Raw genomic sequence first — 25,159 nt, forward strand, 5'->3', positions numbered from 1 at the left:
TACCTTGAAAAATCGGATTAAACAATTTTTATTTATTAAATTCTAATAAACCAATACTTTTGCTTAATGACAACAAATCTTTGGTTTGTAAGGATATTTTCTGATAGCTCAAATCAGACTGACAAAAAAATATCATATCAACAACCCAGTGTCACACTGAGCGAGTCGTGTCACACTGAGCGAAGTCGAAGTGTTTTCTTTAGTCTTCGATTACGCTCAGACTGACAAAAAAATATCATATCAACAACCCAGTGTCACACTGAGCGAAGTCGAAGTGTTTTCTTTAGTCTTCGACTCTGCTCAGACTGACCACCGTGTCATTGATTATTTTTTTCTACAAGGGTAATTACTTTCTTAGTATGACAGCTTTCGAGTAATATGCCTTTCGGACAAACCCAATTTAATAATAAAATCAATTATGATTATAAAATATGTTCTCAAATTTATTGTAGCAATATTAATTATCATGCTCTTCATCAAGTGTGATGATTCGCCAATTGATATAAGCGAAAAACCATTTGAAATCAAAATTGCAGAAAACTGCACAGGAACTAATAATGACTTGTTTGATAGTGGCAAACAGTTAAGTATTATTCAATCACCACCGCTTAATGAAATTTCAGGTATGGCAGCAAGTATCAATAATCCGGGTTATTATTGGGTGCATAATGACAGCGGAAATTCACCAAATTTATTCCTTCTGGATTCTCTCGGAAATTTAGTTGCAACTTATAGAGTTACAAGTGGTAATAGGGACTGGGAAGATATCGCTTGTGTAAAAAATCCTTTCGATTGTAAATCCTATATCTATATTGGAGATATTGGTGACAATAATGCTATAAGAACAAATATTAAGATTATAGAAATTGAAGAGCCGAAAATTGTAAATTTTGATACTTCAATAATTACTGATTTACAGCATAATCGCGAGATATTTTTCAAATATCCTGATGGCGCTAAAGATGCTGAATCACTGCTTATTGACCCTATTTCGATTGATTTATTTGTAATCAACAAGCGAGAGGGATTCTCGAGAGTATTTACTTCTAAATATCCGTACTGCGAAGAAATCAACGAATTGGAGCATATCGCTACATTACCCTTTAACACTGCAACCGGAGCGGATATAAGCCCTGATGGAAAAGAAATCTTAGTTAGAAATTACATAAGAGTATATTATTGGACGAGAAAAGGCAGAGAGCTTCTGAAATACACTTTTCAACAAAATCCTCAATGCCTTCCCTTGATTTCAGAGCCTAAGGGTGAATCAATTTGCTTTGATTGTAAAAAAAACGGGATACTACACAACAAGCGAAGTAGAGGGCGATGAGCAGCTTAATGTAACAATGAATTATTACAAAAGGAAATAGTTAAATGATTATTTTCATTTTGATTTTTTTGTCAATTATATTTCTGATTCACTCAATTAAATCAATTATTAACTAAACATCAATCTATATTTCATAAAGAATTAACAATTGGCATGTACTTTTGAATATAATTTTTTACAATATTTGGAGTACTTATATGCGTAATTCTTACTTTTTCAAAACTACTTTCCTTCTATTGGCAATATTCTTCTTTGCTACGATTAATTCGAATTCTCAGCAAACGGGAATTATTAAAGGACGAATTCTGGATAAAGATAACCTGACAATGCCGGGAGCAACTATAGCAGTTGAATCATTGAAAAAAGGTACATATTCAGATAAATTCGGTTTTTTCACTTTAACCGGAATTCCTGCCGGTACTTACGAGCTTAGAGTTTCCTATATTGGTTACATTACTGAAGTAAAAGAAGTAATTGTTGAACCCGGAAAAACCACTGTGATAGATTACAGTTTGGTGCCCGGATTTAAGGAATTTTCTGAAATTGTTGTAATCGGAAATTTACAGGGTCAATCTAAAGCCCTCAACACGCAAATGAACAAAGGTAATATTACTAATATCATATCTTCCGACCAAGTTGGACGCTTCCCTGATGCAAATATCGGCGATGCCTTGAAACGCATACCCGGTATCAATGTTCAATATGACCAAGGGGAAGCTCGATTTGGGAATATCAGAGGTACCGCACCACAATATAACTCTGTAATGGTAAACGGAGAACGTATTCCTTCCGCTGAAGCTGAAGACCGCACAATTCAGTTAGACCTTGTTCCTGCCGATATGATTCAGGCAATAGAAGTTAACAAAGCAGTAACTCCTGATATGGATGGCGATGCGATTGGTGGTTCGGTTAATCTTGTAACCCGCTCAGCTCCTTATGACCGTCGTATAAGCTTTACTTTAGGTTCCGGATATAACTTGCTTGCTGAGAAACCCATTTACAATTTTGCATTTATTTTAGGAGATCGTTTTTTTGATAACAAACTTGGGGTTATAGCAAGTGCATCTTATCATAATCATCAATTAGGCAGTGACAATTTTGAAGCTGAATGGGATTATAGTAATGAAGATAATAAAGATATTTCAGCATTTACAAATGAGATGCAAGTACGTCAGTATTATTTACAGCGAATTAGACAAAGTTATTCACTAAGTCTTGATTATAACATCAACTCAAATCATAACATATTCTTTAATGGTATTTATAATCACAGGAATGACTGGGAAAACAGATACCGTACGGTATATAAAGATGTTGAGTTTGACGAAGATAACAACTCATGGGTTGGTGTTATGGAAAAAGAAACCAAAGGAGGTAATTCTAATACCAAAAATGCTCGTCTTGAAGACCAGCGTATGATGACTTTTGCTTTGGGTGGTGACCACCAGTTTGGAAATATAAATGCTGACTGGACTGCATCATATAGTAAAGCTTCTGAAGAAAGACCAAATGAAAGGTATATTCTTTATGAAGTGGAGGACTTAACTTTTTCTACAGATTTTTCGGATAAAAGAGTCCCAAGAATTACAAATGTTTCTCCGGCATCTTCAGCCGATTTTAGTAATGACTATTCAATTGGTGAAATTACAGAAGAGTTTCAGCTAACTGAAGACATTGACAAAAATTTCAGACTGAATTTTACAATTCCTTTACTTGAAAAAAAATATAAAAACAGTCTTAAAATGGGTGTTCGTTACAGAGGTAAAGAAAAAATGCGGGATAACAGACTTTTCGAATATAGTCCGGTAGATGAAGACGCTTTCAATGCTAATACACTTAATAACCTTGAAAACTTTACAAAAGATAACTTTTTAGTTGGTGATTATGCAACCGGCAAACAGGTTTCAGCAGATTATCTTGGAAATCTTGACCTCACAAACTCAGCGCTTTTTGAAGAAGAGCGTATAGCTGAAGGGGAGTCAGGTAATTTTAACGCAACCGAAAATATTGTAGGCGGTTATGTAATGCTAAATCAGAATATTGGTGATAAACTTTTCATGATAGCTGGTTTACGTTTAGAACACACAACCCAGGAATACCAAGGTAATCAATATGATGCTGATGAAGACGAAAATACTTTGACCGATAAAGTTTCTGATTCTTATATGAACATTCTTCCGGGGGTACACATGAAATACAACTTTGATAAAACTACGATTTTAAGAGCTGCTTGGACTAATACTCTGGCAAGACCAAATTATTTTTCTTTGGTTCCATACAGAGAAATTACAAGAGAAGACAATGAAATAGCTATTGGTAATCCGGAATTGACCCCTACTACTTCTATGAATTTTGACCTGATGTTTGAAAAATATTTTCAAACAATTGGTATTATTTCAGCCGGAGTTTTTTATAAAAAAATTAATGACTTCATAGTTGTCGAAACGCGTGAAGACTTCTTGTTCGAAGGAAACACATGGGATACTTACAGTCAGCCAATCAATGGTGGTAATGGCGAAATATTCGGATTTGAATTTTCTGCACAAAGGCAACTTGATTTTCTACCCGGTTTCTGGAAAGGATTTGGACTTTACTTTAATTACACCTATACAACAAGTAGTGTAAGTGATTTTCGCATTGAAGGTAGAGAAAATGATGATATTTCGCTTCCCGGTACAGCCGAACATACACTTAATGCATCACTTTCTTATGATAGCGAAGCGTTTTCTTTCAGGGCATCAATTAATTACGCTTCATCATTTATAGATGAATTTGGTGAAGAAGCATTTTACGACAGATTTTATGATAATGCAATTCACCTTGATGTGAATGCAAATTATGCAATTACACCAAAAATCAGAGTGTTTGCCGAAGCTAATAATTTGCTAAACCAACCTTTGAATTATTTTCAGGGAATTAGTTCAAGAATTATGCAATCTGAGTATTACAATGTACGTTTTCAGTTTGGTATGAGAATAGATTTATAATTAAATTTATTTGAGTTAATAATTTTAAAATTCTGAGGAGCGAAGTAACTGAAGAAATCATTTGTATTAGAAGGACTTACAAAGAATTGATTTGTTAAGGTTCTACTTCGTGGTCTTCGCTTCTCTCAGAAAGACATCCAAATTGCGAACTCATTTTTACTTAGTATCTGTAGTTTACAATTAGAAATATGCTGAAATACACTTGGTAAACTTTTTCAATAGATGATTTATAAACTTTTTAATTAGTATTATGCAAAATATATCAAAATTTGAAATATATTTTTTTTTCATTATTACATTATTGTTTGTCTTTTTGATTTCATGTAATCAAAAAACATCTGAAATTGATGATATAAAAAAAACTCCAATTTTTCCACGAGTAATTTGGGTTGAAAATCCGATGAAACATGCAGTTATATCATGGAATAATCTTCAGCAAAGTGATTACGGCAAAGTTCACTATGATACAGTCAGCAGAAAAGGTAACAAATCCAAGTATCAATTTATTTCTGAATCCTCAAGATTTGGAAAAGTAACGATGAAAAAGATGGATTTTGTGGAAGGAGTAACGCCCGGTTTCTATTATCACACTGAATTAAACGGACTGAAACCGAATACGAAATATTATTTCACACTTGAAAATGATGGCAAGTTTTCCGATGAATATTATTTTATTACTGCTCCGGATGATATTGAAAAAATCAAATTTGTCGCAGGGGGTGATTCACGGCTTGGTGGCGACAAACCCAGATACGCCGGCAGAACTCCGCATATTGACAGGCAGAATGTAATGAAGCTCATAGCTAAGCTAATTGATGAAAACCCTGATATATATGCTATGATACATGGTGCAGATTTCGGCACTACGGCTGATTGGAGGCATCTGTATTGGTTTTTTGACGATATGAAATATTCCTACGGTTCAGATAACAGAATACTTCCATATTTTGTGTCTATGGGTAATCATGATACTGAAATTGGCTTCCTTGAAAATTTTTATTTAGGAGAAGATAATATCAATGAGGATATTGCATTCAGTTATTATTACAGTTCAAAAGTTACGAATGATATTTCACTCATAACTCTGAATACCGAAATTTCATTAACAGGTGAGCAGTATCATTGGCTTGAAGAAGAACTTCCTGAATTGAGAGAAAAATCAAAATGGCTGCTTGTGAATTATCACAAGCCGGCTTTCCCGGCCGTAAAAGATACAAATGAATATAAATTTAAAAGAGTAAGAGATAATTGGATACCTTTATTTGAAAAATATAATATTGATTTAGCAATAGAATCAGATGGTCACAGTCTTAAAAGAACAATTCCGATTAGAAATGGAAAAATTGACTTAGAGCGTGGGATTACTTACATTGGTGAAGGTGGTCTTGGAGCGCCTTTAAGAGAACCTGATACAAACAGATGGTTTCTTAAGGGAGGTTTCGCCTCAAAAGATTTACACGTCTGGTTAATTGAAGTTACCCGTAAATCAATTGATTTAAAAGCAATTGGAATTGAAAATCAATTATTCGACAATCATAAAATATTTAAGAAATTAAGGCAGTGATATGAAAAGAAATACGACTTATATTTTAACACTTCTGTTAGCAATTGCTTTAATAAGCTCCTGCTCTGATGAGAAGCCCAAAAGAGATATCTTAGTTTTTACTTATGATTCTTTGAAATTCTCTGAAGATGTACCCGGAGATTATTCAACCCTTGAGAATTTCGGTGGCGATTCTATAAAAAATGTAATATTGATATTAGGTGATGGTGTCGGTATTAATCAGGTTCTTGCTTCACGGCTAATGATTTACGGACCGGAAGGCAAAATGTATTGCGAAAGATTCCCTGTTACAGGACAATCCAATACAGCACCAGATGATGATAATTACATAACAGATTCAGGTGCCGGAGCTACTGCTCTTGCAACCGGTATTAAAACTGGAAGAGGTATGATTGGTATGAGCAGGGATTCAATTGTACGAACATCAATTACAGAATTATTTAGAAATCAAGGATATTCAACTGGAATTATATCAACGGGACAACTTGCGGATGCAACACCGGCGGGTTTTTCAGTTAATGCTCCAAGCAGAAAAATGAAGCATGAAATTGCTGCATCAATGAGCAATACAGGAATTAATATATTCCTTGGAAATAGCTTTGCATTTGATGATAAAGTACATAACGGCAAAAGTGCTGCCGAACTCGCTTTAGAGAGAGGTTATGATGTCATCCGTACTAAGAATGATTTTCTAAACTCAAATTCAAATAGAATTATTGCCTTAATTGACAGTATGGATATTTTAAGAGATGTCAAAAATAAAGATAATCAATTGACACTTGAAGAAGTAACAAATAAATCAATCCAATTGCTTAACCGAAATGAAAAAGGTTTCTTTTTAATGATTGAAGAAGATGGCACTGATGAATACTGCCATAATCACGATATAATGGGTCTGACTACTCAAATGAAACAAATGGACGATGCAATTAAAGCAGCAGTTGATTTTGCCCGTAAAGATGGTAATACGCTTGTTATAGTAACTGCTGACCACGAAACCGGAGGACTTGTCATAGTTGAAGCCAATCGCAAAACAAGGATGATGACTGCAGCTTGGGCAACAGGCGACCATTCACCGCAACCGGTTCCGGTTTATGCAATTGGTCCGTATTCTTACCTTTTTACCGGTTATTATGAAAACACACATATTCCAAAAACTATTGCGAAAATTTTAAAATTTTAAAAAATTACTGGAGAAGAAAATGAACATTTTTGTTAAATATGTCTTACTATTAACATTAGCTTTTTCAATTATAATATCATGCAAAGAAAAAGAAGAAGTTAAAGAAGTAATTGAAATTGAACAAAGTAACAAAGAATTTCCTGTCATTTCAGAAGAGTTTTTATCACCATGGAATGATGATGACAATATTGATTCGCCAACATTCTATCAAACCGCTGACGGAAGAAATTTAATTATCGCCACATCAAAAGCCAAACATAATTTGTTTATTTATAATGCTGAAAATGGGGAACTTGTTAAAACAATCGGAAAAGAAGGTAACGGGCAAATGGAATTTGCAAGACCTAATGGAATTTGGGTTATTGAAAATCTTTTGCTTGTCTGTGAAAGGGATAATCACAGAATACAAGTTATTAATTTGAAGGATTTTTCTCATGTTGGATTCATTGGTGAAGAATACCTGAAATACCCTTATGGGATTACTGTTTATAAGAATTCTGATGATGAGTTTACTTTGTTTGTTACAGATAATTATGAGGGTGAAAATGATGAGGCATATCCACATTATTACAAGCTCAATGAAAGAGTTCACAAATACTCTTTCAAATACGACGAAAGTAATAGAAACTTTGAAAGTAAATTAATCAAAAAGTTCGGTGATACTTCAGGTCCGGGTATGTTATGGGTTGTTGAATCAATTTATGCTGACCCTGATAATAATCGCCTGCTCATAGCAGAGGAGGATAAAAACAACTTAGGAATCAAAATTTATGACTTAGAAGGTAACTTTACCGGAATAATAATTGGTGATGACGAATTTGAATATCAGGCAGAGGGTATTGCTTTGTACGATTGCGGTAATGGAGAAGGATATTGGTTTTGTACTGACCAGGATTATTACAATTTGGGTAATAACACATTCCATATTTATGACCGAAAAAGTATGAAATATTTATCTTCATTTATAAGCAAAACATCAGGCAATACAGATGGAATATGGCTTTCTCAATTGCCTTTTGGCAAATTTAATAAAGGAATTTTTATCGCAGTTCATAATGATGGCGGAGTTGGTATATTTGACTTAAATAATATTTTAAATACATTAAATTTAAAGTGTAAATGATTAGTTTTCGGAAAAATTCAGAAATATAGTATTGCATCTAAGCAAAAGCCCCAACAAATAATTGGGGCTTTGTTATTTTCAGAGCTCTTGATTCAGAGAAGAAATAAATTCTCAGTTCTTTAAGGTATAATATAATCAATAAAACTTTATGTCACACTGAGCGAAGTCGAAATATAGTTTATATTACTTTACAAAGATTTATATAAGATAGTATAACTTGTTATATAATATAGGTATTATAGGTTTCATTGGTACATTATTATGAAGTAATATAGTGTATATATTCAAAAATATTGTTGGAATAATGTTGGTATTTTATTTGGTGGTTTAAGTGATTTTACTTACTTTCGTAAATATATTATCAACATTATTTCGGTTTGTTTATGAATTTACATTTTTATCTGGACAGTAAACTTTCTAAAAGTGGTGAGAAAGCTGTTATTCTATTTATTAGAGGCATCGAAAAAGGACGAACTGAATATATTAATGCGAAAATTAAAGTGGCTCCTGATTTGTGGAATCCTGAAAGAGAAATTGTTCGCAGAAATCACCCTCTTAGCATGGAGTACAATGAATATCTGACATAAATTAAAAGTGAAATCAGCGCTCTTTTTATTTCATGTATTCAAAATAAAACCGAAATCAATTCAAAATCATTTAAACAACTTGTCATTGAAAATGTTTTTAATCCATCGGTCAATGAGAAACAGCGGAAAAATACTTTTTTCGATATTTACGACTTGTTTTTATCTACCAAAAAACAAGCAATTTCAAAACATACTTATAAAAACTATGTTACTCTGAAAAATCATCTCAAAAATTATGAAATTTATCACAAAACTAAACTTATGTTTTCAGATATTGGGCTTGAGTTTAATGATAAATTTGTAAATTATTGCATAAATCACTCGCAAATAAAAAATAATACGATTGTGAGCTTACTTAGATTGTTGAAGTCGTTCATGAACTGGACTTTTGAAAGGGATTACCACTCAAACAAAAATCATAAGAAAATCAGGTTGAAAGAAGATGATGTTGAGTTGGTGGCTCTTACTGGGAGCGAATTGATGCGGCTATACAATCTTGACCTGACACAAAATACCACCTTATCCAAAATTCGTGATACTTTCTGTTTGTCGTGTTTTACAGGTGCAAGGTTTTCTGACATAGCAAATCTTAAAATGACTGATATTGCTAATGATACGTGGAATTTGAGAACTCAAAAGACACGTGATATACTGACAATTCCTCTTAATGACTATGCTCTTGAAATCATTAACCGGTACAAAGATAGCGGAACAGACTTTAAAGTTGTATCAAACCAATTAAGTAATAAATACTTAAAAGAACTTTGCAAATTAGCGGAAATAACAGGTATAACAAAAAGGACACATTATCAGGGTTCGGAGAAAATCGAAATTATCAAACCAAAATATGAATTCATTTCAACCCATACAGCCCGCCGAACATTTGTAACATTATCACTCGAAAAGGGTATGCGCCCCGAAATAGTCATGTCAATCACCGGACATAAGGAATACAAAACGATGAAAAGGTACATCAAAATCACTTCAAGTGCTAAGCAGAATGAAATGAAAAATGTTTGGAAGAAGATATAGAATAAAATTTGAATAGTATTTGTTACTTTCATAATTCTTTTCCGTTTTATATTTTTTACATATTTAATAGGAATTAGAAATTATGAGTATTGTTACCGATGACCATTTTCTTGGTATTTACAAGTTTGAGAACGTATCTGATTTATCGTCTGCTACAACAACAATGGCACAGTATTATAGAAATAAAAGGAGGCATTTTTTAGATATATTAAATCAAGTAAAAACAGAATACAGACTTCAATTGATTGATATTGAGTTTAAGGAAGTTAAAAATCAACTCTCTCCGGAAACTTTTAAGAAACTTAATAATAACAAATTATTTGATGAAATCCCTGTACACCACAAAATCCATGAAGATGAAAATCTTCTTCTTGCAAGTTATATTTTGTTTTTATCAATACTTCAAAAGCAGTATAAAAAGATTGCAGAGTTAAACTTTATTGATGTTAAATGGCTAAAGGATTATGCAACATTTCAAAGTTTATACAACATTTTAACTAAGTATAATATCATTAGTTCAGACTATTATAGATTTCAATCATTTTTCTTATTAAAAAACGAAATGATTTTTAATACAAATTTGTATGAAACATCATCAATATTCTATCATCTTATCAAATATAACTATATTTCAGAAACAACATTAAATACAATGTTAAATAACTCATTGATAATTGCAAAGAAAGGAAATAAAGCCAATACAATTGAGGTATTGACAACAAAATCATATAAGAAAAATGAAACAAAGATTACCAGTGAATATGACTCGACAAAAATTAGGAAGGATGTAAAAGATGCTATGAATGAATTCGGTATATCCTTGCCACCCAAAAAATGACCTTGTAATTCACCAAGTCTGAAAACACTGATTATTACTGTATTCGTTTTGTAAAAAAAAACCTTAAAGTATCCTTGTATAGTTTGTTAAATTGTGATAATTTGCATCAAGTTTTTTAACAATTTTTATAAACTTTATAAGGAAAGCTAAATGAATGCTAACTTAACAGTTACTCTTGATAAGTCAAGTATTGAATTACTTGTCAATGAAATATCTGACAAAATCAGTATTTCAAGTGAAAAATCTGACTTTATACCAAAGCCAGCTCCACCGGCACTACTATCAATAAAAGATTTGTGCCAGTTCTTCAGAGTGAGCCGTGTTACAATTCACAAATGGATGAAAGACGGCAGAATACCCTACCGCAAGGTAAACAGACGTGTTTACTTCATACTTGAAGAAGTTTTAAATTCAATCAATAAATTTGACTTTAAAACTGTTGCCTCTGCTAAAGAATCAATTCTAAATGGGAGGGGAAGATGAACACTCAAATAAAAAAGGGCTTGGAAACAAATCCAAGTCCCTTATCTAATAATTTACATTGCAAAAGTAATCAATTTTCAGGAATTAATAAAGAAAATATTCAATTATTATGTTTAATAAAATATTTAGGAGGTCATTATGACAGGTTTTGAGTTGCGATGTATTCGGATTTTTAATCAAATTAGTCAGTATCAGTTAGCTGAAGAGTTGGGTTATTCCACAACAGACCCAATATATAAAGCTGAGAGAGCTGAGTTTCTACCTCATAAGTTCGTTAAGGCTATTTCCAAATTGGTCGGCATTGATTTCTCAAATCAAAAGACGATTGATGATTATATGAAGAAATTGCCAAAAGAATTAGGAACAAAGTACCTGAAGCCACGCTATCCAAGTCTTTTTTAAGATTGCAAGCCCGTAAACGTAGATGAAATCTAACTATCGGCAGGTTGTTTCAAAAACAAATTACAGAACACCTGCCGATAATATTCAGACTACTTACTTGATTTCTCCGAAAAACATACAGACCACTTACATAAAAACAAAATTCCGTTACTCAAAATTTACTCAATATTTCACTTCAACTTACTGTGTTGAGCTGATTTGACGGCTCGAAATGTTTGTAAATTACGTAATACGGTAATAACAATGATGAATAAGTAAAAGATTTTGTAAAAAGTATTCCCAAAATTATTCATTTTTACTTATTTTTGTAATATCGAAGTACATTTTTTGGTAAAATTTTATGATTTCAGATAACATATTGAAAATGATTGCAAAAATAGATGTCTCAGCCCTGCCCAAAGGTGTGTACTTTGTCAGAACTGAGAACAATGTTTTGAGTTTTGTGAAGTAAACAAGGATTTACCCACATTTCAATTCTAATATAGTTCGATTAAAAGCTTGAACTTAGATAGTTTTGATATGGGATTTAATAATTTCAATTCTAATATAGTTCGATTAAAAGATCCATCGCCGTGCTTGTGCCCGCTACCGAAACTACATTTCAATTCTAATATAGTTCGATTAAAAGGAGGAAACTCCGGCAAATAATAAGGAACTGAAACGAATTTCAATTCTAATATAGTTCGATTAAAAGACGAGTGATTATGAGATTACTTTAGTACCTGTATTCATTTCAATTCTAATATAGTTCGATTAAAAGATCTTCAGCATATCGGATTATGCCACCGTAAGTTGAAATTTCAATTCTAATATAGTTCGATTAAAAGCTTCTCCGATAAGAAAATCAATGTAATATCTAATGTATTTCAATTCTAATATAGTTCGATTAAAAGGCTTTCACTTCGTTCTGCCATTTGCTTATTAAATATATTACAATTCTAATATAGTTCGATTAAAAGCTTTTAGAGCCTGCATTCACCGCTCTTTCAAGCATATTTCAATTCTAATATAGTTCGATTAAAAGTAATTATATTGGAATTGAAAAAGAAAAGCAATATTTATTTCAATTCTAATATAGTTCGATTAAAAGAATTTTAATAAACTGAAATTAAGTATATTAAAATAATTTCAATTCTAATATAGTTCGATTAAAAGAAAGAAAAAGCTAAAATGATGAACGATGTGCAGCAAAATTTCAATTCTAATATAGTTCGATTAAAAGATCTGGAACATTAAAACCTCACTAATTTTTTACGTATTTCAATTCTAATATAGTTCGATTAAAAGTATTTTTCAGAATATTAAATCTAACTTCAATGCTTATTTCAATTCTAATATAGTTCGATTAAAAGAAAGCATAACGCTCTTTACGATATACCACTAATTATTTCAATTCTAATATAGTTCGATTAAAAGTTCCAACCATTCAGTCATGGCGAATTCCTTTGTTTGATTTCAATTCTAATATAGTTCGATTAAAAGAAAGAAAAAGCTAAAATGATGAACGATGTGCAGCAAAATTTCAATTCTAATATAGTTCGATTAAAAGGCAAATAAAGCAAATTCAAGCCTGCCGTTCCCATTATTTCAATTCTAATATAGTTCGATTAAAAGATTATGTTATCAACTATATTCTCAGCAATCGGTTTATTTCAATTCTAATATAGTTCGATTAAAAGGCAATGCCTTTTGAGGTTATGAGTTTTTCATTAAGTAATTTCAATTCTAATATAGTTCGATTAAAAGAATAGATTTACAGATTTTTACAAGGTGACGTTAACAGCATTTCAATTCTAATATAGTTCGATTAAAAGCTTTTAGTTTTTTCAAAGCAACTAACTGCAATTATTATTTCAATTCTAATATAGTTCGATTAAAAGATTTTTGTGCGAAATTGAAATTGATAGATAGCAAAATTTCAATTCTAATATAGTTCGATTAAAAGACGTGTGGTTTTTAGCATATTTAGACAAGGCAAATAAATTTCAATTCTAATATAGTTCGATTAAAAGAAGAACCTGTGCTATCAACAGTTACCTGTAAATCTATTTCAATTCTAATATAGTTCGATTAAAAGCAAGCAAGCGAACGGATAATTACGAATTAATTGAATTTCAATTCTAATATAGTTCGATTAAAAGAAATTGAAGATGGGGTTTCACTTAAAGCGTATGAGAATTTCAATTCTAATATAGTTCGATTAAAAGTTTGCAGAACACGATGACATGGTAGATGCTTTTGTTCAATTTCAATTCTAATATAGTTCGATTAAAAGTAAAAAGTATCAACACTTAGAACGCTTCGGAACTAATTTCAATTCTAATATAGTTCGATTAAAAGAAAATCAAAAATGTTTGGGATTTTATAGCTCGTAACTATTTCAATTCTAATATAGTTCGATTAAAAGAGTGAACATCTTAAAAACGTATTAAATGAAATGACTTATTTCAATTCTAATATAGTTCGATTAAAAGCATTGTGGCAAAGAATTATGAAAATCTATATAGGAGGATTTCAATTCTAATATAGTTCGATTAAAAGAAATTGAAGATGGGGTTTCACTTAAAGCGTATGAGAATTTCAATTCTAATATAGTTCGATTAAAAGTTTGCAGAACACGATGACATGGTAGATGCTTTTGTTCAATTTCAATTCTAATATAGTTCGATTAAAAGAGTATCACTTCAAACAGATGGAAATGTATTAGTTAATTTCAATTCTAATATAGTTCGATTAAAAGGTTGATTATGAGTTCAAACAAATCTGCAGCGAACTAATTTCAATTCTAATATAGTTCGATTAAAAGTTCCGATTTCAGCTTTATTATACCAGTTTGCAGAACATTTCAATTCTAATATAGTTCGATTAAAAGTTTTTGTGCGAAATTGAAATTGATAGATAGCAAAATTTCAATTCTAATATAGTTCGATTAAAAGTAAATGTTGAAGACAATCCGCCTCACGATTACTTTATTTCAATTCTAATATAGTTCGATTAAAAGAGTTCTGCCTTCGGTTCTATTAAAAATATTGCAGATTTCAATTCTAATATAGTTCGATTAAAAGCTATATAGACAGGAGAATGATAATATGAAATTAAGGTATTTCAATTCTAATATAGTTCGATTAAAAGGTATGTCATCATAAAAATTAACTAAATAATTTGTCATTTCAATTCTAATATAGTTCGATTAAAAGTTATTAGGTTATAAAGCCCTAATTTTAATTTATAAAATTTCAATTCTAATATAGTTCGATTAAAAGTTCCGATTTCAGCTTTATTATACCAGTTTGCAGAACATTTCAATTCTAATATAGTTCGATTAAAAGAAAAAGGCAATAAGAGCGAAATACATGCTAAAAATATTTCAATTCTAATATAGTTCGATTAAAAGGAATGCGATTATAATATAAATTATAAAAGCTATATTAATTTCAATTCTAATATAGTTCGATTAAAAGAGTATCACTTCAAACAGATGGAAATGTATTAGTTAATTTCAATTCTAATATAGTTCGATTAAAAGAAATATGAATTAAATTTAGATTGCACTAATGATAAATTTCAATTCTAATATAGTTCGATTAAAAGAGCTGCAATCAAAATACCCGCTGCAATCTGCCCAAAATTTCAATTCTAATATAGTTCGATTAAAAGCGCTTTTAGCAGCTCTGGATATTCTTCTTGAATAAATTTCAATTCTAATATAGTTCGATTAAAAGGCTGCTGAGAACCTCAGGCGTTAGTTATCAGACCACATTTCAATTCTAATATAGTTCGATTAAAAGATAGCTTGTATAATTTTGGGTTAAGCATTAATTAATTTCAATTCTAATATAGTTCGATTAAAAGTTGTATTATCTAATACCATATCGTTTTCATCAGTAAATTTCAATTCTAATATAGTTCGATTAAAAGCGTGTAGAGGGGTCTTGTTTTAATGACATTCACGAATTTCAATTCTAATATAGTTCGATTAAAAGTTAAACTGCATATATGCTTAACAGCGTAACAAAAAGATTTCAATTCTAATATAGTTCGATTAAAAGAAAACTCGCAATTAACAATTTTCCCATTTTTTTTGTTATTTCAATTCTAATATAGTTCGATTAAAAGATAGGAACGTTGTTAGACATTTAAATCCTCTAATTTATTTCAATTCTAATATAGTTCGATTAAAAGCTACGGTAATCCATTATAGCATTTCTGATAATCTTATTTCAATTCTAATATAGTTCGATTAAAAGCCGCGCCAACGGCGTAGAACTCGCCTTTATAGTTTATTTCAATTCTAATATAGTTCGATTAAAAGTCTTAATATCACCGCTTTTAAGCAATATTTCAGCTATTTCAATTCTAATATAGTTCGATTAAAAGGGTGATACAGGTAAATATAAATCACCGTCATTGTCATTTCAATTCTAATATAGTTCGATTAAAAGTAATATCGCAGGTGCGGTTTATCAAGCTATATCGGCATTTCAATTCTAATATAGTTCGATTAAAAGTGACAGTTGTTATAAGATAGTAGTTGTTTTACCTTAATTTCAATTCTAATATAGTTCGATTAAAAGCATCAAGTATCTTATCCAAAGTATAATCTTCATCTTTATTTCAATTCTAATATAGTTCGATTAAAAGTTAACTTTGTCGCCTGACAAATCAGAAAATAACTTATTTCAATTCTAATATAGTTCGATTAAAAGTTATAATATCGCTATTGTGATTATATAATACAATATTTCAATTCTAATATAGTTCGATTAAAAGACAGAAATTAGATGAACTTTATAAAACACCATACGTGATTTCAATTCTAATATAGTTCGATTAAAAGACCCTTTTTCTAATATATTTTCAGCAACCTGTTCAATTTCAATTCTAATATAGTTCGATTAAAAGGGGTGATCAAAACTTACTGAAATATCAACTACTGAATTTCAATTCTAATATAGTTCGATTAAAAGCGTGTAGAGGGGTCTTGTTTTAATGACATTCACGAATTTCAATTCTAATATAGTTCGATTAAAAGAAACATTTGACGGCATTTTTCTGCAGTAATTTGTAATTTCAATTCTAATATAGTTCGATTAAAAGAATTCTCCTAAATTTTGCCGGGACCGAAGTCCCGATTTCAATTCTAATATAGTTCGATTAAAAGATTCGTATGTGTAGAAATATCGCTGATGATTTTAATTTCAATTCTAATATAGTTCGATTAAAAGTGTAATTGTATTGAATTTCGTTAGCGGATAAAGCAATTTCAATTCTAATATAGTTCGATTAAAAGATTGTAAGCGGCATAGCAGATGTTTTTCAGTTTTATTTCAATTCTAATATAGTTCGATTAAAAGAGTTTTGCAGAAAGACGAAACAAACTAACTAACAAAATTTCAATTCTAATATAGTTCGATTAAAAGTACCTTTGCCACGAATTGGCTTGTAATATAAACCAATATTTCAATTCTAATATAGTTCGATTAAAAGAAATTGACGGCATTACCATAACAAAAACTGTTTAATTTCAATTCTAATATAGTTCGATTAAAAGGAAACGAAATTGAATTTTTAAAAACTAAATATTATAATTTCAATTCTAATATAGTTCGATTAAAAGGGTGGATTCGTGATAATTTGCACAAAGAGTTTGTGCATTTCAATTCTAATATAGTTCGATTAAAAGATATGAGTAGCTCTTTACGCTCATTATAGGTCAAATTATTTCAATTCAAATATAGTTCGATTAAAAGAACACTTTACAACAAGTACGAGCTGAAATTGAAGAATTTCAATTCTAATATAGTTCGATTAAAAGAAGCGACTAAGTCTGGCAAATCATTTAACCTTTTATTATTTCAATTCTAATATAGTTCGATTAAAAGTATTAATCTTTCTTTTATCCACTCAATTATTCCTTGATTTCAATTCTAATATAGTTCGATTAAAAGATAGTCTAAGTAGGTGTAACTTATAGACTTAAAAATTTCAATTCTAATATAGTTCGATTAAAAGTGTTTACTTTGTCGCCTGACAAATCAGAAAATAATTTATTTCAATTCTAATATAGTTCGATTAAAAGCTAAAAAGCGAAATACAAGTCGTAGGCGAAATTGAATTTCAATTCTAATATAGTTCGATTAAAAGTCATAAGCCCTTTCTGCTGCAACAGCAATAGTTGAATTTCAATTCTAATATAGTTCGATTAAAAGCTTTTTTTAAATTAATTGCATTAGTAACGTTATTAAAATTTCAATTCTAATATAGTTCGATTAAAAGAACGTAGAAACCGCTATTGTCGGTAATACTTTGTTATTTCAATTCTAATATAGTTCGATTAAAAGCGAAAGGTTGAGCTAAATGGAAAAAGAAATATGAATATTTCAATTCTAATATAGTTCGATTAAAAGTTATGCCCTTGTACGGGGCAGTTCTAAAAATCGTTTTATTTCAATTCTAATATAGTTCGATTAAAAGAGCGAAATTGCCAATATATCTTCACAACTTGCTCCGGATTTCAATTCTAATATAGTTCGATTAAAAGCCAAATATGTGATTGCGAACCGTTGCCGGTATTGTTATTTCAATTCTAATATAGTTCGATTAAAAGAATGCCGTATGTTTAGAAATGACCCAAAAATAGAGATTTCAATTCTAATATAGTTCGATTAAAAGTCTGCTTCAGCTCTTCCAACGTGGGCACGTGTTCATTTCAATTCTAATATAGTTCGATTAAAAGCAAAGCTCGAAAAGGTAAACGATAAAATAAACGAATATTTCAATTCTAATATAGTTCGATTAAAAGTTTGTTTTAGTCATTTAGCGTCTCCAACTTGCCTGCATTTCAATTCTAATATAGTTCGATTAAAAGTCTTTTCTGAAATTGGCTTGCGGGCAAGTACAATATTTCAATTCTAATATAGTTCGATTAAAAGTCCAATGCCCTTTGCAATTCGGCTTTAGTATTCATATTTCAATTCTAATATAGTTCGATTAAAAGCTACGAGTCCGTACGCTCTTGCTACGCCCGTAACTATTTCAATTCTAATATAGTTCGATTAAAAGTGAATTGCAATTTTTATAAGCATCTGAATCACTTATTTCATTTCAATTCTAATATAGTTCGATTAAAAGCATTCTGAATATTTCTTTCTCCATTTAGCTCCGTCATTTCAATTCTAATATAGTTCGATTAAAAGTTAGTTAAACCTCCATTTATAATTCTTGGTTTTAGATTTCAATTCTAATATAGTTCGATTAAAAGCGCAAATACTAAAACAAAATATATCAGGTTAATTTAATTTCAATTCTAATATAGTTCGATTAAAAGATAAGTCCCTTTACATTCTCAGCTATAATAACTTTATTTCAATTCTAATATAGTTCGATTAAAAGATAAGTCCCTTTACATTCTCAGCTATAATAACTTTATTTCAATTCTAATATAGTTCGATTAAAAGTCAATATCTCTTAAATGTTTTAAAACGCGTGTCCGTATTTCAATTCTAATATAGTTCGATTAAAAGCACTATTAATGCAAGTTACGAATATTTTACAAAACAAATTTCAATTCTAATATAGTTCGATTAAAAGATATGAAATTTTTGCCCTTCTGGCGTTTCTGATTTATTTCAATTCTAATATAGTTCGATTAAAAGGTTTTCATCCGCACTTTCCCCAGCTCTGTTAGAATATTTCAATTCTAATATAGTTCGATTAAAAGGTGTAACCAACACATACTTTTTTCAAAATCAATTTGAATTTCAATTCTAATATAGTTCGATTAAAAGAAAATAAGCAACGGATTTATCAAAATACAAAGTAATTTCAATTCTAATATAGTTCGATTAAAAGAAAGAAGTTTTTGATGAAGAGGGTTATACTTACACAATTTCAATTCTAATATAGTTCGATTAAAAGACTTTCGACAAATTCACTTGACAGTGACAACGAAGATTTCAATTCTAATATAGTTCGATTAAAAGCAGAGTCATAGTTATGTTTTTATAACCTTTTCTTGATTTCAATTCTAATATAGTTCGATTAAAAGATCCGTCTGGTGCTTGGGCTTCAGATTACTCGGAAAATTTCAATTCTAATATAGTTCGATTAAAAGTTTACAGAGCAAGCGGCTAAGGTTGCCGTTGCGGGATTTCAATTCTAATATAGTTCGATTAAAAGAAAGATGATTTCACAGCATTAATGAAGTCATTTGAATTTCAATTCTAATATAGTTCGATTAAAAGTTAAAAGTCCGCAACTAAATATACCTGCGAACTGTTAATTTCAATTCTAATATAGTTCGATTAAAAGCATAAGCCCTTTCTGCTGCAACAGCAATAGTAGAATTTCAATTCTAATATAGTTCGATTAAAAGAAGTACGGTTGCTTATGATATGATTTTCAGAGAAAATTTCAATTCTAATATAGTTCGATTAAAAGCTTTCACCCAAAACGGCAATTGCATTGTAAGCATTATTTCAATTCTAATATAGTTCGATTAAAAGAGGGGAGTTCGCTAATCGCAATACAGCGGACGTATATTTCAATTCTAATATAGTTCGATTAAAAGAGGGGAGTTCGCTAATCGCAATACAGCGGACGTATATTTCAATTCTAATATAGTTCGATTAAAAGGCTTTAAATTGTGTTTTAGCTCCATATCGTTTAGCGATTTCAATTCTAATATAGTTCGATTAAAAGCGGGATTAAAAGCAGAAATGAAATACGTTTAGAACGATTTCAATTCTAATATAGTTCGATTAAAAGTAAAAACAATACATTAGTTTTCCACGATGTAGTGCTAATTTCAATTCTAATATAGTTCGATTAAAAGAAAAGAAACTTGATTCATTAGAAAGTCGTTTAGATTATTTCAATTCTAATATAGTTCGATTAAAAGGTATCGCTTGCAAATAACGATTTAAACCTTCTGGGGATTTCAATTCTAATATAGTTCGATTAAAAGATTTATGTGCTGCCTTTTAGAGAAGTTACAGCAGTATTTCAATTCTAATATAGTTCGATTAAAAGTGAATAAGTATAAGGTGATTTATGTCTAAAAAGGTATTTCAATTCTAATATAGTTCGATTAAAAGGTCTGAGCGTGAGAAATCACTAAATAAAAGAAAAATTTCAATTCTAATATAGTTCGATTAAAAGTCATGGATTTATCGGAATGGCTTTATTCAAAACAATTTCAATTCTAATATAGTTCGATTAAAAGTGTAAGCAGTCTTGTAAAGTCTGCAAGTGATAGATATTTCAATTCTAATATAGTTCGATTAAAAGATATGCGTGCTTCGCTCCAAAAGGATGACAATGCAATTTCAATTCTAATATAGTTCGATTAAAAGAACCAGCTAAACCCTTGCCAACAATTTCAGGTGCTTATTTCAATTCTAATATAGTTCGATTAAAAGGAATAGTATTACGCAACAGCAATATTAAAAATATAATTTCAATTCTAATATAGTTCGATTAAAAGGCAACTATTCACAAAGAAAATGTCTGATATATTTAATTTCAATTCTAATATAGTTCGATTAAAAGAAATTACAGCACTTTCAAATAAAACAGGTATTTGCATTTCAATTCTAATATAGTTCGATTAAAAGAAGGATTTAAAGAAAATGCAACCAAGATTGAACTAATTTCAATTCTAATATAGTTCGATTAAAAGGGTGATTTTATATTTCATGTTAAAGCCCTTAAATGATTTCAATTCTAATATAGTTCGATTAAAAGGCCTTTCAATTTTGAAAAAATGTGCAACCGTAAAATTATTTCAATTCTAATATAGTTCGATTAAAAGAGGGATTTTTTAATCGGTCGTTATCATTGTTTTGAAATTTCAATTCTAATATAGTTCGATTAAAAGGCTAAGCTAATGGAATTATACAGCCCAATTACAGAATTTCAATTCTAATATAGTTCGATTAAAAGTGAGGCTGAACGATGGCAGATAAACTAATAAATATATTTCAATTCTAATATAGTTCGATTAAAAGCTTTTACAGTACCACTAACATCGTAAGCAGCATTATTTCAATTCTAATATAGTTCGATTAAAAGCTGATAACGGACGATTGTCAGTATCAAAAAGGAATAAATTTCAATTCTAATATAGTTCGATTAAAAGTCGCCTCTATGAGCTTAGAATTAAGTAATTTTAAATGTTTATTTCAATTCTAATATAGTTCGATTAAAAGGGCGATTGTTAGCGGTTATATAGTCGCTGGTGGTTCTATTTCAATTCTAATATAGTTCGATTAAAAGTAAACAAAAGCATCTACTAAGTCATCATGACTTTTTATTTCAATTCTAATATAGTTCGATTAAAAGGCAGAAAAGCACAAAAGCAGTTGTATATCCTTTGTATTTCAATTCTAATATAGTTCGATTAAAAGAATTTACTTTCCAAAATTGGGCTGTCGAAAATTAGATTTCAATTCTAATATAGTTCGATTAAAAGATTTATTTCCAACCGCCATACGGTTATCAATACCCAGATTTCAATTCTAATATAGTTCGATTAAAAGCAATATTGTCATGCGTTAGAAAAGGGTTGTCATAAGATTTCAATTCTAATATAGTTCGATTAAAAGAGACTACTGAAAAGATAGTCCACGACCCTTATGTAATTTCAATTCTAATATAGTTCGATTAAAAGAATATAAGATTTAATTTTCAAATAATTAGTTGTAATATTTCAATTCTAATATAGTTCGATTAAAAGAGTGCAGAGCCTGAATCGGCATATCAGGACTTTATAATTTCAATTCTAATATAGTTCGATTAAAAGTGATGGCTTTTAGCTCAGCTACCGTCAAATTAACACATTTCAATTCTAATATAGTTCGATTAAAAGCAGTGTTAATTGGTGCTAAGGATAAACGGCAAGCAAATTTCAATTCTAATATAGTTCGATTAAAAGTTACAAAAAATGGTGGTTTATTGTTATAGTTGTCTATTTCAATTCTAATATAGTTCGATTAAAAGAAATGTTGACTCCCTGCCTTTATACATCTTACCCTTATTTCAATTCTAATATAGTTCGATTAAAAGAGTGAAATTCGTGCATCAAATCATATTTACAAGGATTTCAATTCTAATATAGTTCGATTAAAAGCGTTCCAAGTTTCCCAATAATTCCATATTTACAGTATTTCAATTCTAATATAGTTCGATTAAAAGCGTTCCAAGTTTCCCAATAATTCCATATTTACAGTATTTCAATTCTAATATAGTTCGATTAAAAGCCTTACCGGAATCTATTAACTCAAATGGGAAACCTCATTTCAATTCTAATATAGTTCGATTAAAAGCAGCGTGCCATCCTCTTAAATCAAGACCATACTTTAATTTCAATTCTAATATAGTTCGATTAAAAGAGTCTTTCTCTTACACGAATTGTACTTTTAGCCAGATTTCAATTCTAATATAGTTCGATTAAAAGGAATATTCGACTACAAAAATTTCAGTTTCTATCAATATTTCAATTCTAATATAGTTCGATTAAAAGATTTGCTCCTGTAAACGACTGATTTTATCATTCAAATTTCAATTCTAATATAGTTCGATTAAAAGGCATTCCTCAATGTTTACAGGCTTTTTTTTGTATTATTTCAATTCTAATATAGTTCGATTAAAAGATTTTCTGCATTATTAAACATATCCAAATTTACTTATTTCAATTCTAATATAGTTCGATTAAAAGTTTTTGTGCGAAATTGAAATTGATAGATAGCAAAATTTCAATTCTAATATAGTTCGATTAAAAGGTCTTAACCAAATAACTCTACCCCTATCTTCACCATATTTCAATTCTAATATAGTTCGATTAAAAGTTTGATAAATTACTGTGCCTAACAACGTATATAAATTTCAATTCTAATATAGTTCGATTAAAAGGCTTTACCATTAGTTACAGGGAAAATTACATTAGTTGATTTCAATTCTAATATAGTTCGATTAAAAGCGTAAGCTGCACGCCATTCCTCGAGCCAGTAAGGCGATTTCAATTCTAATATAGTTCGATTAAAAGTTTTAATTGATTAAACAGCATTCCTTGTTGCATAAATTTCAATTCTAATATAGTTCGATTAAAAGCTTCAACTGCAGGTATTTGCTCAGCTGTAAAATGATTTCAATTCTAATATAGTTCGATTAAAAGATCGAAATGAATTTATACATAGGTCAGGACGGAGCGAATTTCAATTCTAATATAGTTCGATTAAAAGAGACATAAATCACCTTGTATTTATTCAAATATTTAATTTCAATTCTAATATAGTTCGATTAAAAGAATTGATAAATCAAATTACATACATATACATTTTTATTTCAATTCTAATATAGTTCGATTAAAAGGAAAATACCGGAATACAGCGTAAAAATATATGAATATTTCAATTCTAATATAGTTCGATTAAAAGCGTTTAGCAAATCCGGCAGGTATGAAATCGTTAAATTTCAATTCTAATATAGTTCGATTAAAAGGCAAAAGGTGGCAATTTTTTATAAATTTATAGCGGAATTTCAATTCTAATATAGTTCGATTAAAAGCTACAATATTGATATTCGGCAAAATTGATTGTCCGTATTTCAATTCTAATATAGTTCGATTAAAAGGTGTGAAAGCCAGTAGTTGTATTGATATTGGATTTCGTATTTCAATTCTAATATAGTTCGATTAAAAGTGTCAGTCGCTAAACTGGCTGGAGGCACATTAATAATTTCAATTCTAATATAGTTCGATTAAAAGGCAGTCGAAGAAGTCAAAGTTAAAAATAAAGTCATTATTTCAATTCTAATATAGTTCGATTAAAAGATCGTCAAAATAGTACCCTCGACTAAAATATCAGATTTCAATTCTAATATAGTTCGATTAAAAGAGATTTTACCTGCTACAAAAGCGACTGCTTTGACTGATTTCAATTCTAATATAGTTCGATTAAAAGATACTCAATCTTTACTCATTTTGAGAAGAGAACGCATTTCAATTCTAATATAGTTCGATTAAAAGCAGACACAGCGATTGTTTACGGTGACGTAATTCTATTTCAATTCTAATATAGTTCGATTAAAAGATTGCCGCCTCTGCGGTGATGCTCTTTCACAAACCAATTTCAATTCTAATATAGTTCGATTAAAAGAGCTGACTTCATCTCTTGCACTGCAAAAAGAAAAAGATTTCAATTCTAATATAGTTCGATTAAAAGACTAATGAACTTACTGCAAATGTAAAAGTAGCAGGATTTCAATTCTAATATAGTTCGATTAAAAGACTTTAGGGTCAACAGCGGTAACTTGGACTACATTTGCATTTCAATTCTAATATAGTTCGATTAAAAGGCTTTGGTAAATCTTTAGTCGCTAAGGGTTATCCTAATTTCAATTCTAATATAGTTCGATTAAAAGAATATGGAATTAGTCCATCATCATCAATAGCAAAATTTCAATTCTAATATAGTTCGATTAAAAGAGAGTAAGCTAATAAACCGAAAACTGATTAAATAAATTTCAATTCTAATATAGTTCGATTAAAAGGCAGAGTCAAAGCCCGTGTTAGAACGGCAATTAGCTATTTCAATTCTAATATAGTTCGATTAAAAGATTGATGGTGTTGAGT

Annotated in this window: 11 protein-coding genes and 1 CRISPR repeat array (1 of these 12 cut by a window edge); all 11 genes read left to right on the top strand. The window is 30.0% G+C overall.

What is annotated here, in order from left to right; genetic code table 11:
* Positions 1-418 precede the first annotated feature (418 nt).
* The 11 genes from KF896_02240 to KF896_02290 all read left to right on the top strand — a co-directional run bounded on the left by KF896_02240 (position 419) and on the right by KF896_02290 (position 11,731).
* Positions 419-1,330 carry a hypothetical protein gene (locus KF896_02240; protein ID MBX3042512.1) on the top strand — a complete coding sequence of 304 codons (912 nt, stop codon included), beginning with the start codon at positions 419-421 and terminating at the stop codon, positions 1,328-1,330.
* A 197-nt stretch (positions 1,331-1,527) separates the two neighbouring features.
* Positions 1,528-4,317: a TonB-dependent receptor gene (locus KF896_02245; GenBank protein MBX3042513.1), complete on the top strand. Its 2,790-nt coding sequence runs from the start codon at positions 1,528-1,530 to the stop codon at positions 4,315-4,317.
* 400 nt (positions 4,318-4,717) lie between these two features.
* Positions 4,718-5,881 carry a metallophosphoesterase family protein gene (locus tag KF896_02250; GenBank protein ID MBX3042514.1) on the top strand — a complete coding sequence of 388 codons (1,164 nt, stop codon included), beginning with the start codon at positions 4,718-4,720 and terminating at the stop codon, positions 5,879-5,881.
* Position 5,882: 1 nt separating this feature from the next.
* The gene (locus KF896_02255; protein ID MBX3042515.1) at positions 5,883-7,064 is read left to right on the top strand and encodes an alkaline phosphatase; all 1,182 of its coding nucleotides are present in this window, start codon (positions 5,883-5,885) and stop codon (positions 7,062-7,064) included.
* Positions 7,065-7,083: 19 nt separating this feature from the next.
* Positions 7,084-8,187, top strand: coding sequence for a phytase (locus KF896_02260; protein MBX3042516.1), 1,104 nt, complete (start codon positions 7,084-7,086; stop codon positions 8,185-8,187).
* A gap of 383 nt (positions 8,188-8,570) precedes the next feature.
* Positions 8,571-8,774, top strand: coding sequence for a hypothetical protein (locus tag KF896_02265; protein ID MBX3042517.1), 204 nt, complete (start codon positions 8,571-8,573; stop codon positions 8,772-8,774).
* Between the two features lie 153 nt (positions 8,775-8,927).
* Positions 8,928-9,806: a tyrosine-type recombinase/integrase gene (locus tag KF896_02270; GenBank protein ID MBX3042518.1), complete on the top strand. Its 879-nt coding sequence runs from the start codon at positions 8,928-8,930 to the stop codon at positions 9,804-9,806.
* Positions 9,807-9,888: 82 nt separating this feature from the next.
* Entirely contained in the window at positions 9,889-10,644 is a 756-nt protein-coding gene (locus KF896_02275) for a hypothetical protein (GenBank protein MBX3042519.1), read from the top strand.
* Positions 10,645-10,794: 150 nt separating this feature from the next.
* Positions 10,795-11,127 (top strand): helix-turn-helix domain-containing protein, encoded by a 333-nt coding sequence (locus KF896_02280; GenBank protein ID MBX3042520.1) that lies wholly within the window; start codon positions 10,795-10,797, stop codon positions 11,125-11,127.
* Positions 11,128-11,265: 138 nt separating this feature from the next.
* Entirely contained in the window at positions 11,266-11,529 is a 264-nt protein-coding gene (locus KF896_02285; GenBank protein ID MBX3042521.1) for a hypothetical protein, read from the top strand.
* Positions 11,530-11,551: 22 nt separating this feature from the next.
* Positions 11,552-11,731 carry a hypothetical protein gene (locus KF896_02290; GenBank protein ID MBX3042522.1) on the top strand — a complete coding sequence of 60 codons (180 nt, stop codon included), beginning with the start codon at positions 11,552-11,554 and terminating at the stop codon, positions 11,729-11,731.
* Between the two features lie 265 nt (positions 11,732-11,996).
* Positions 11,997-25,159: direct repeats of the CRISPR family, unit length 30 nt; unit sequence ATTTCAATTCTAATATAGTTCGATTAAAAG; it runs 4,101 nt beyond the window's last position.

Source organism: Ignavibacteriota bacterium (genome assembly GCA_019637995.1).
Classification (GTDB): Bacteria; Bacteroidota; Ignavibacteria; order Kapaibacteriales; family UBA2268; genus JANJTB01.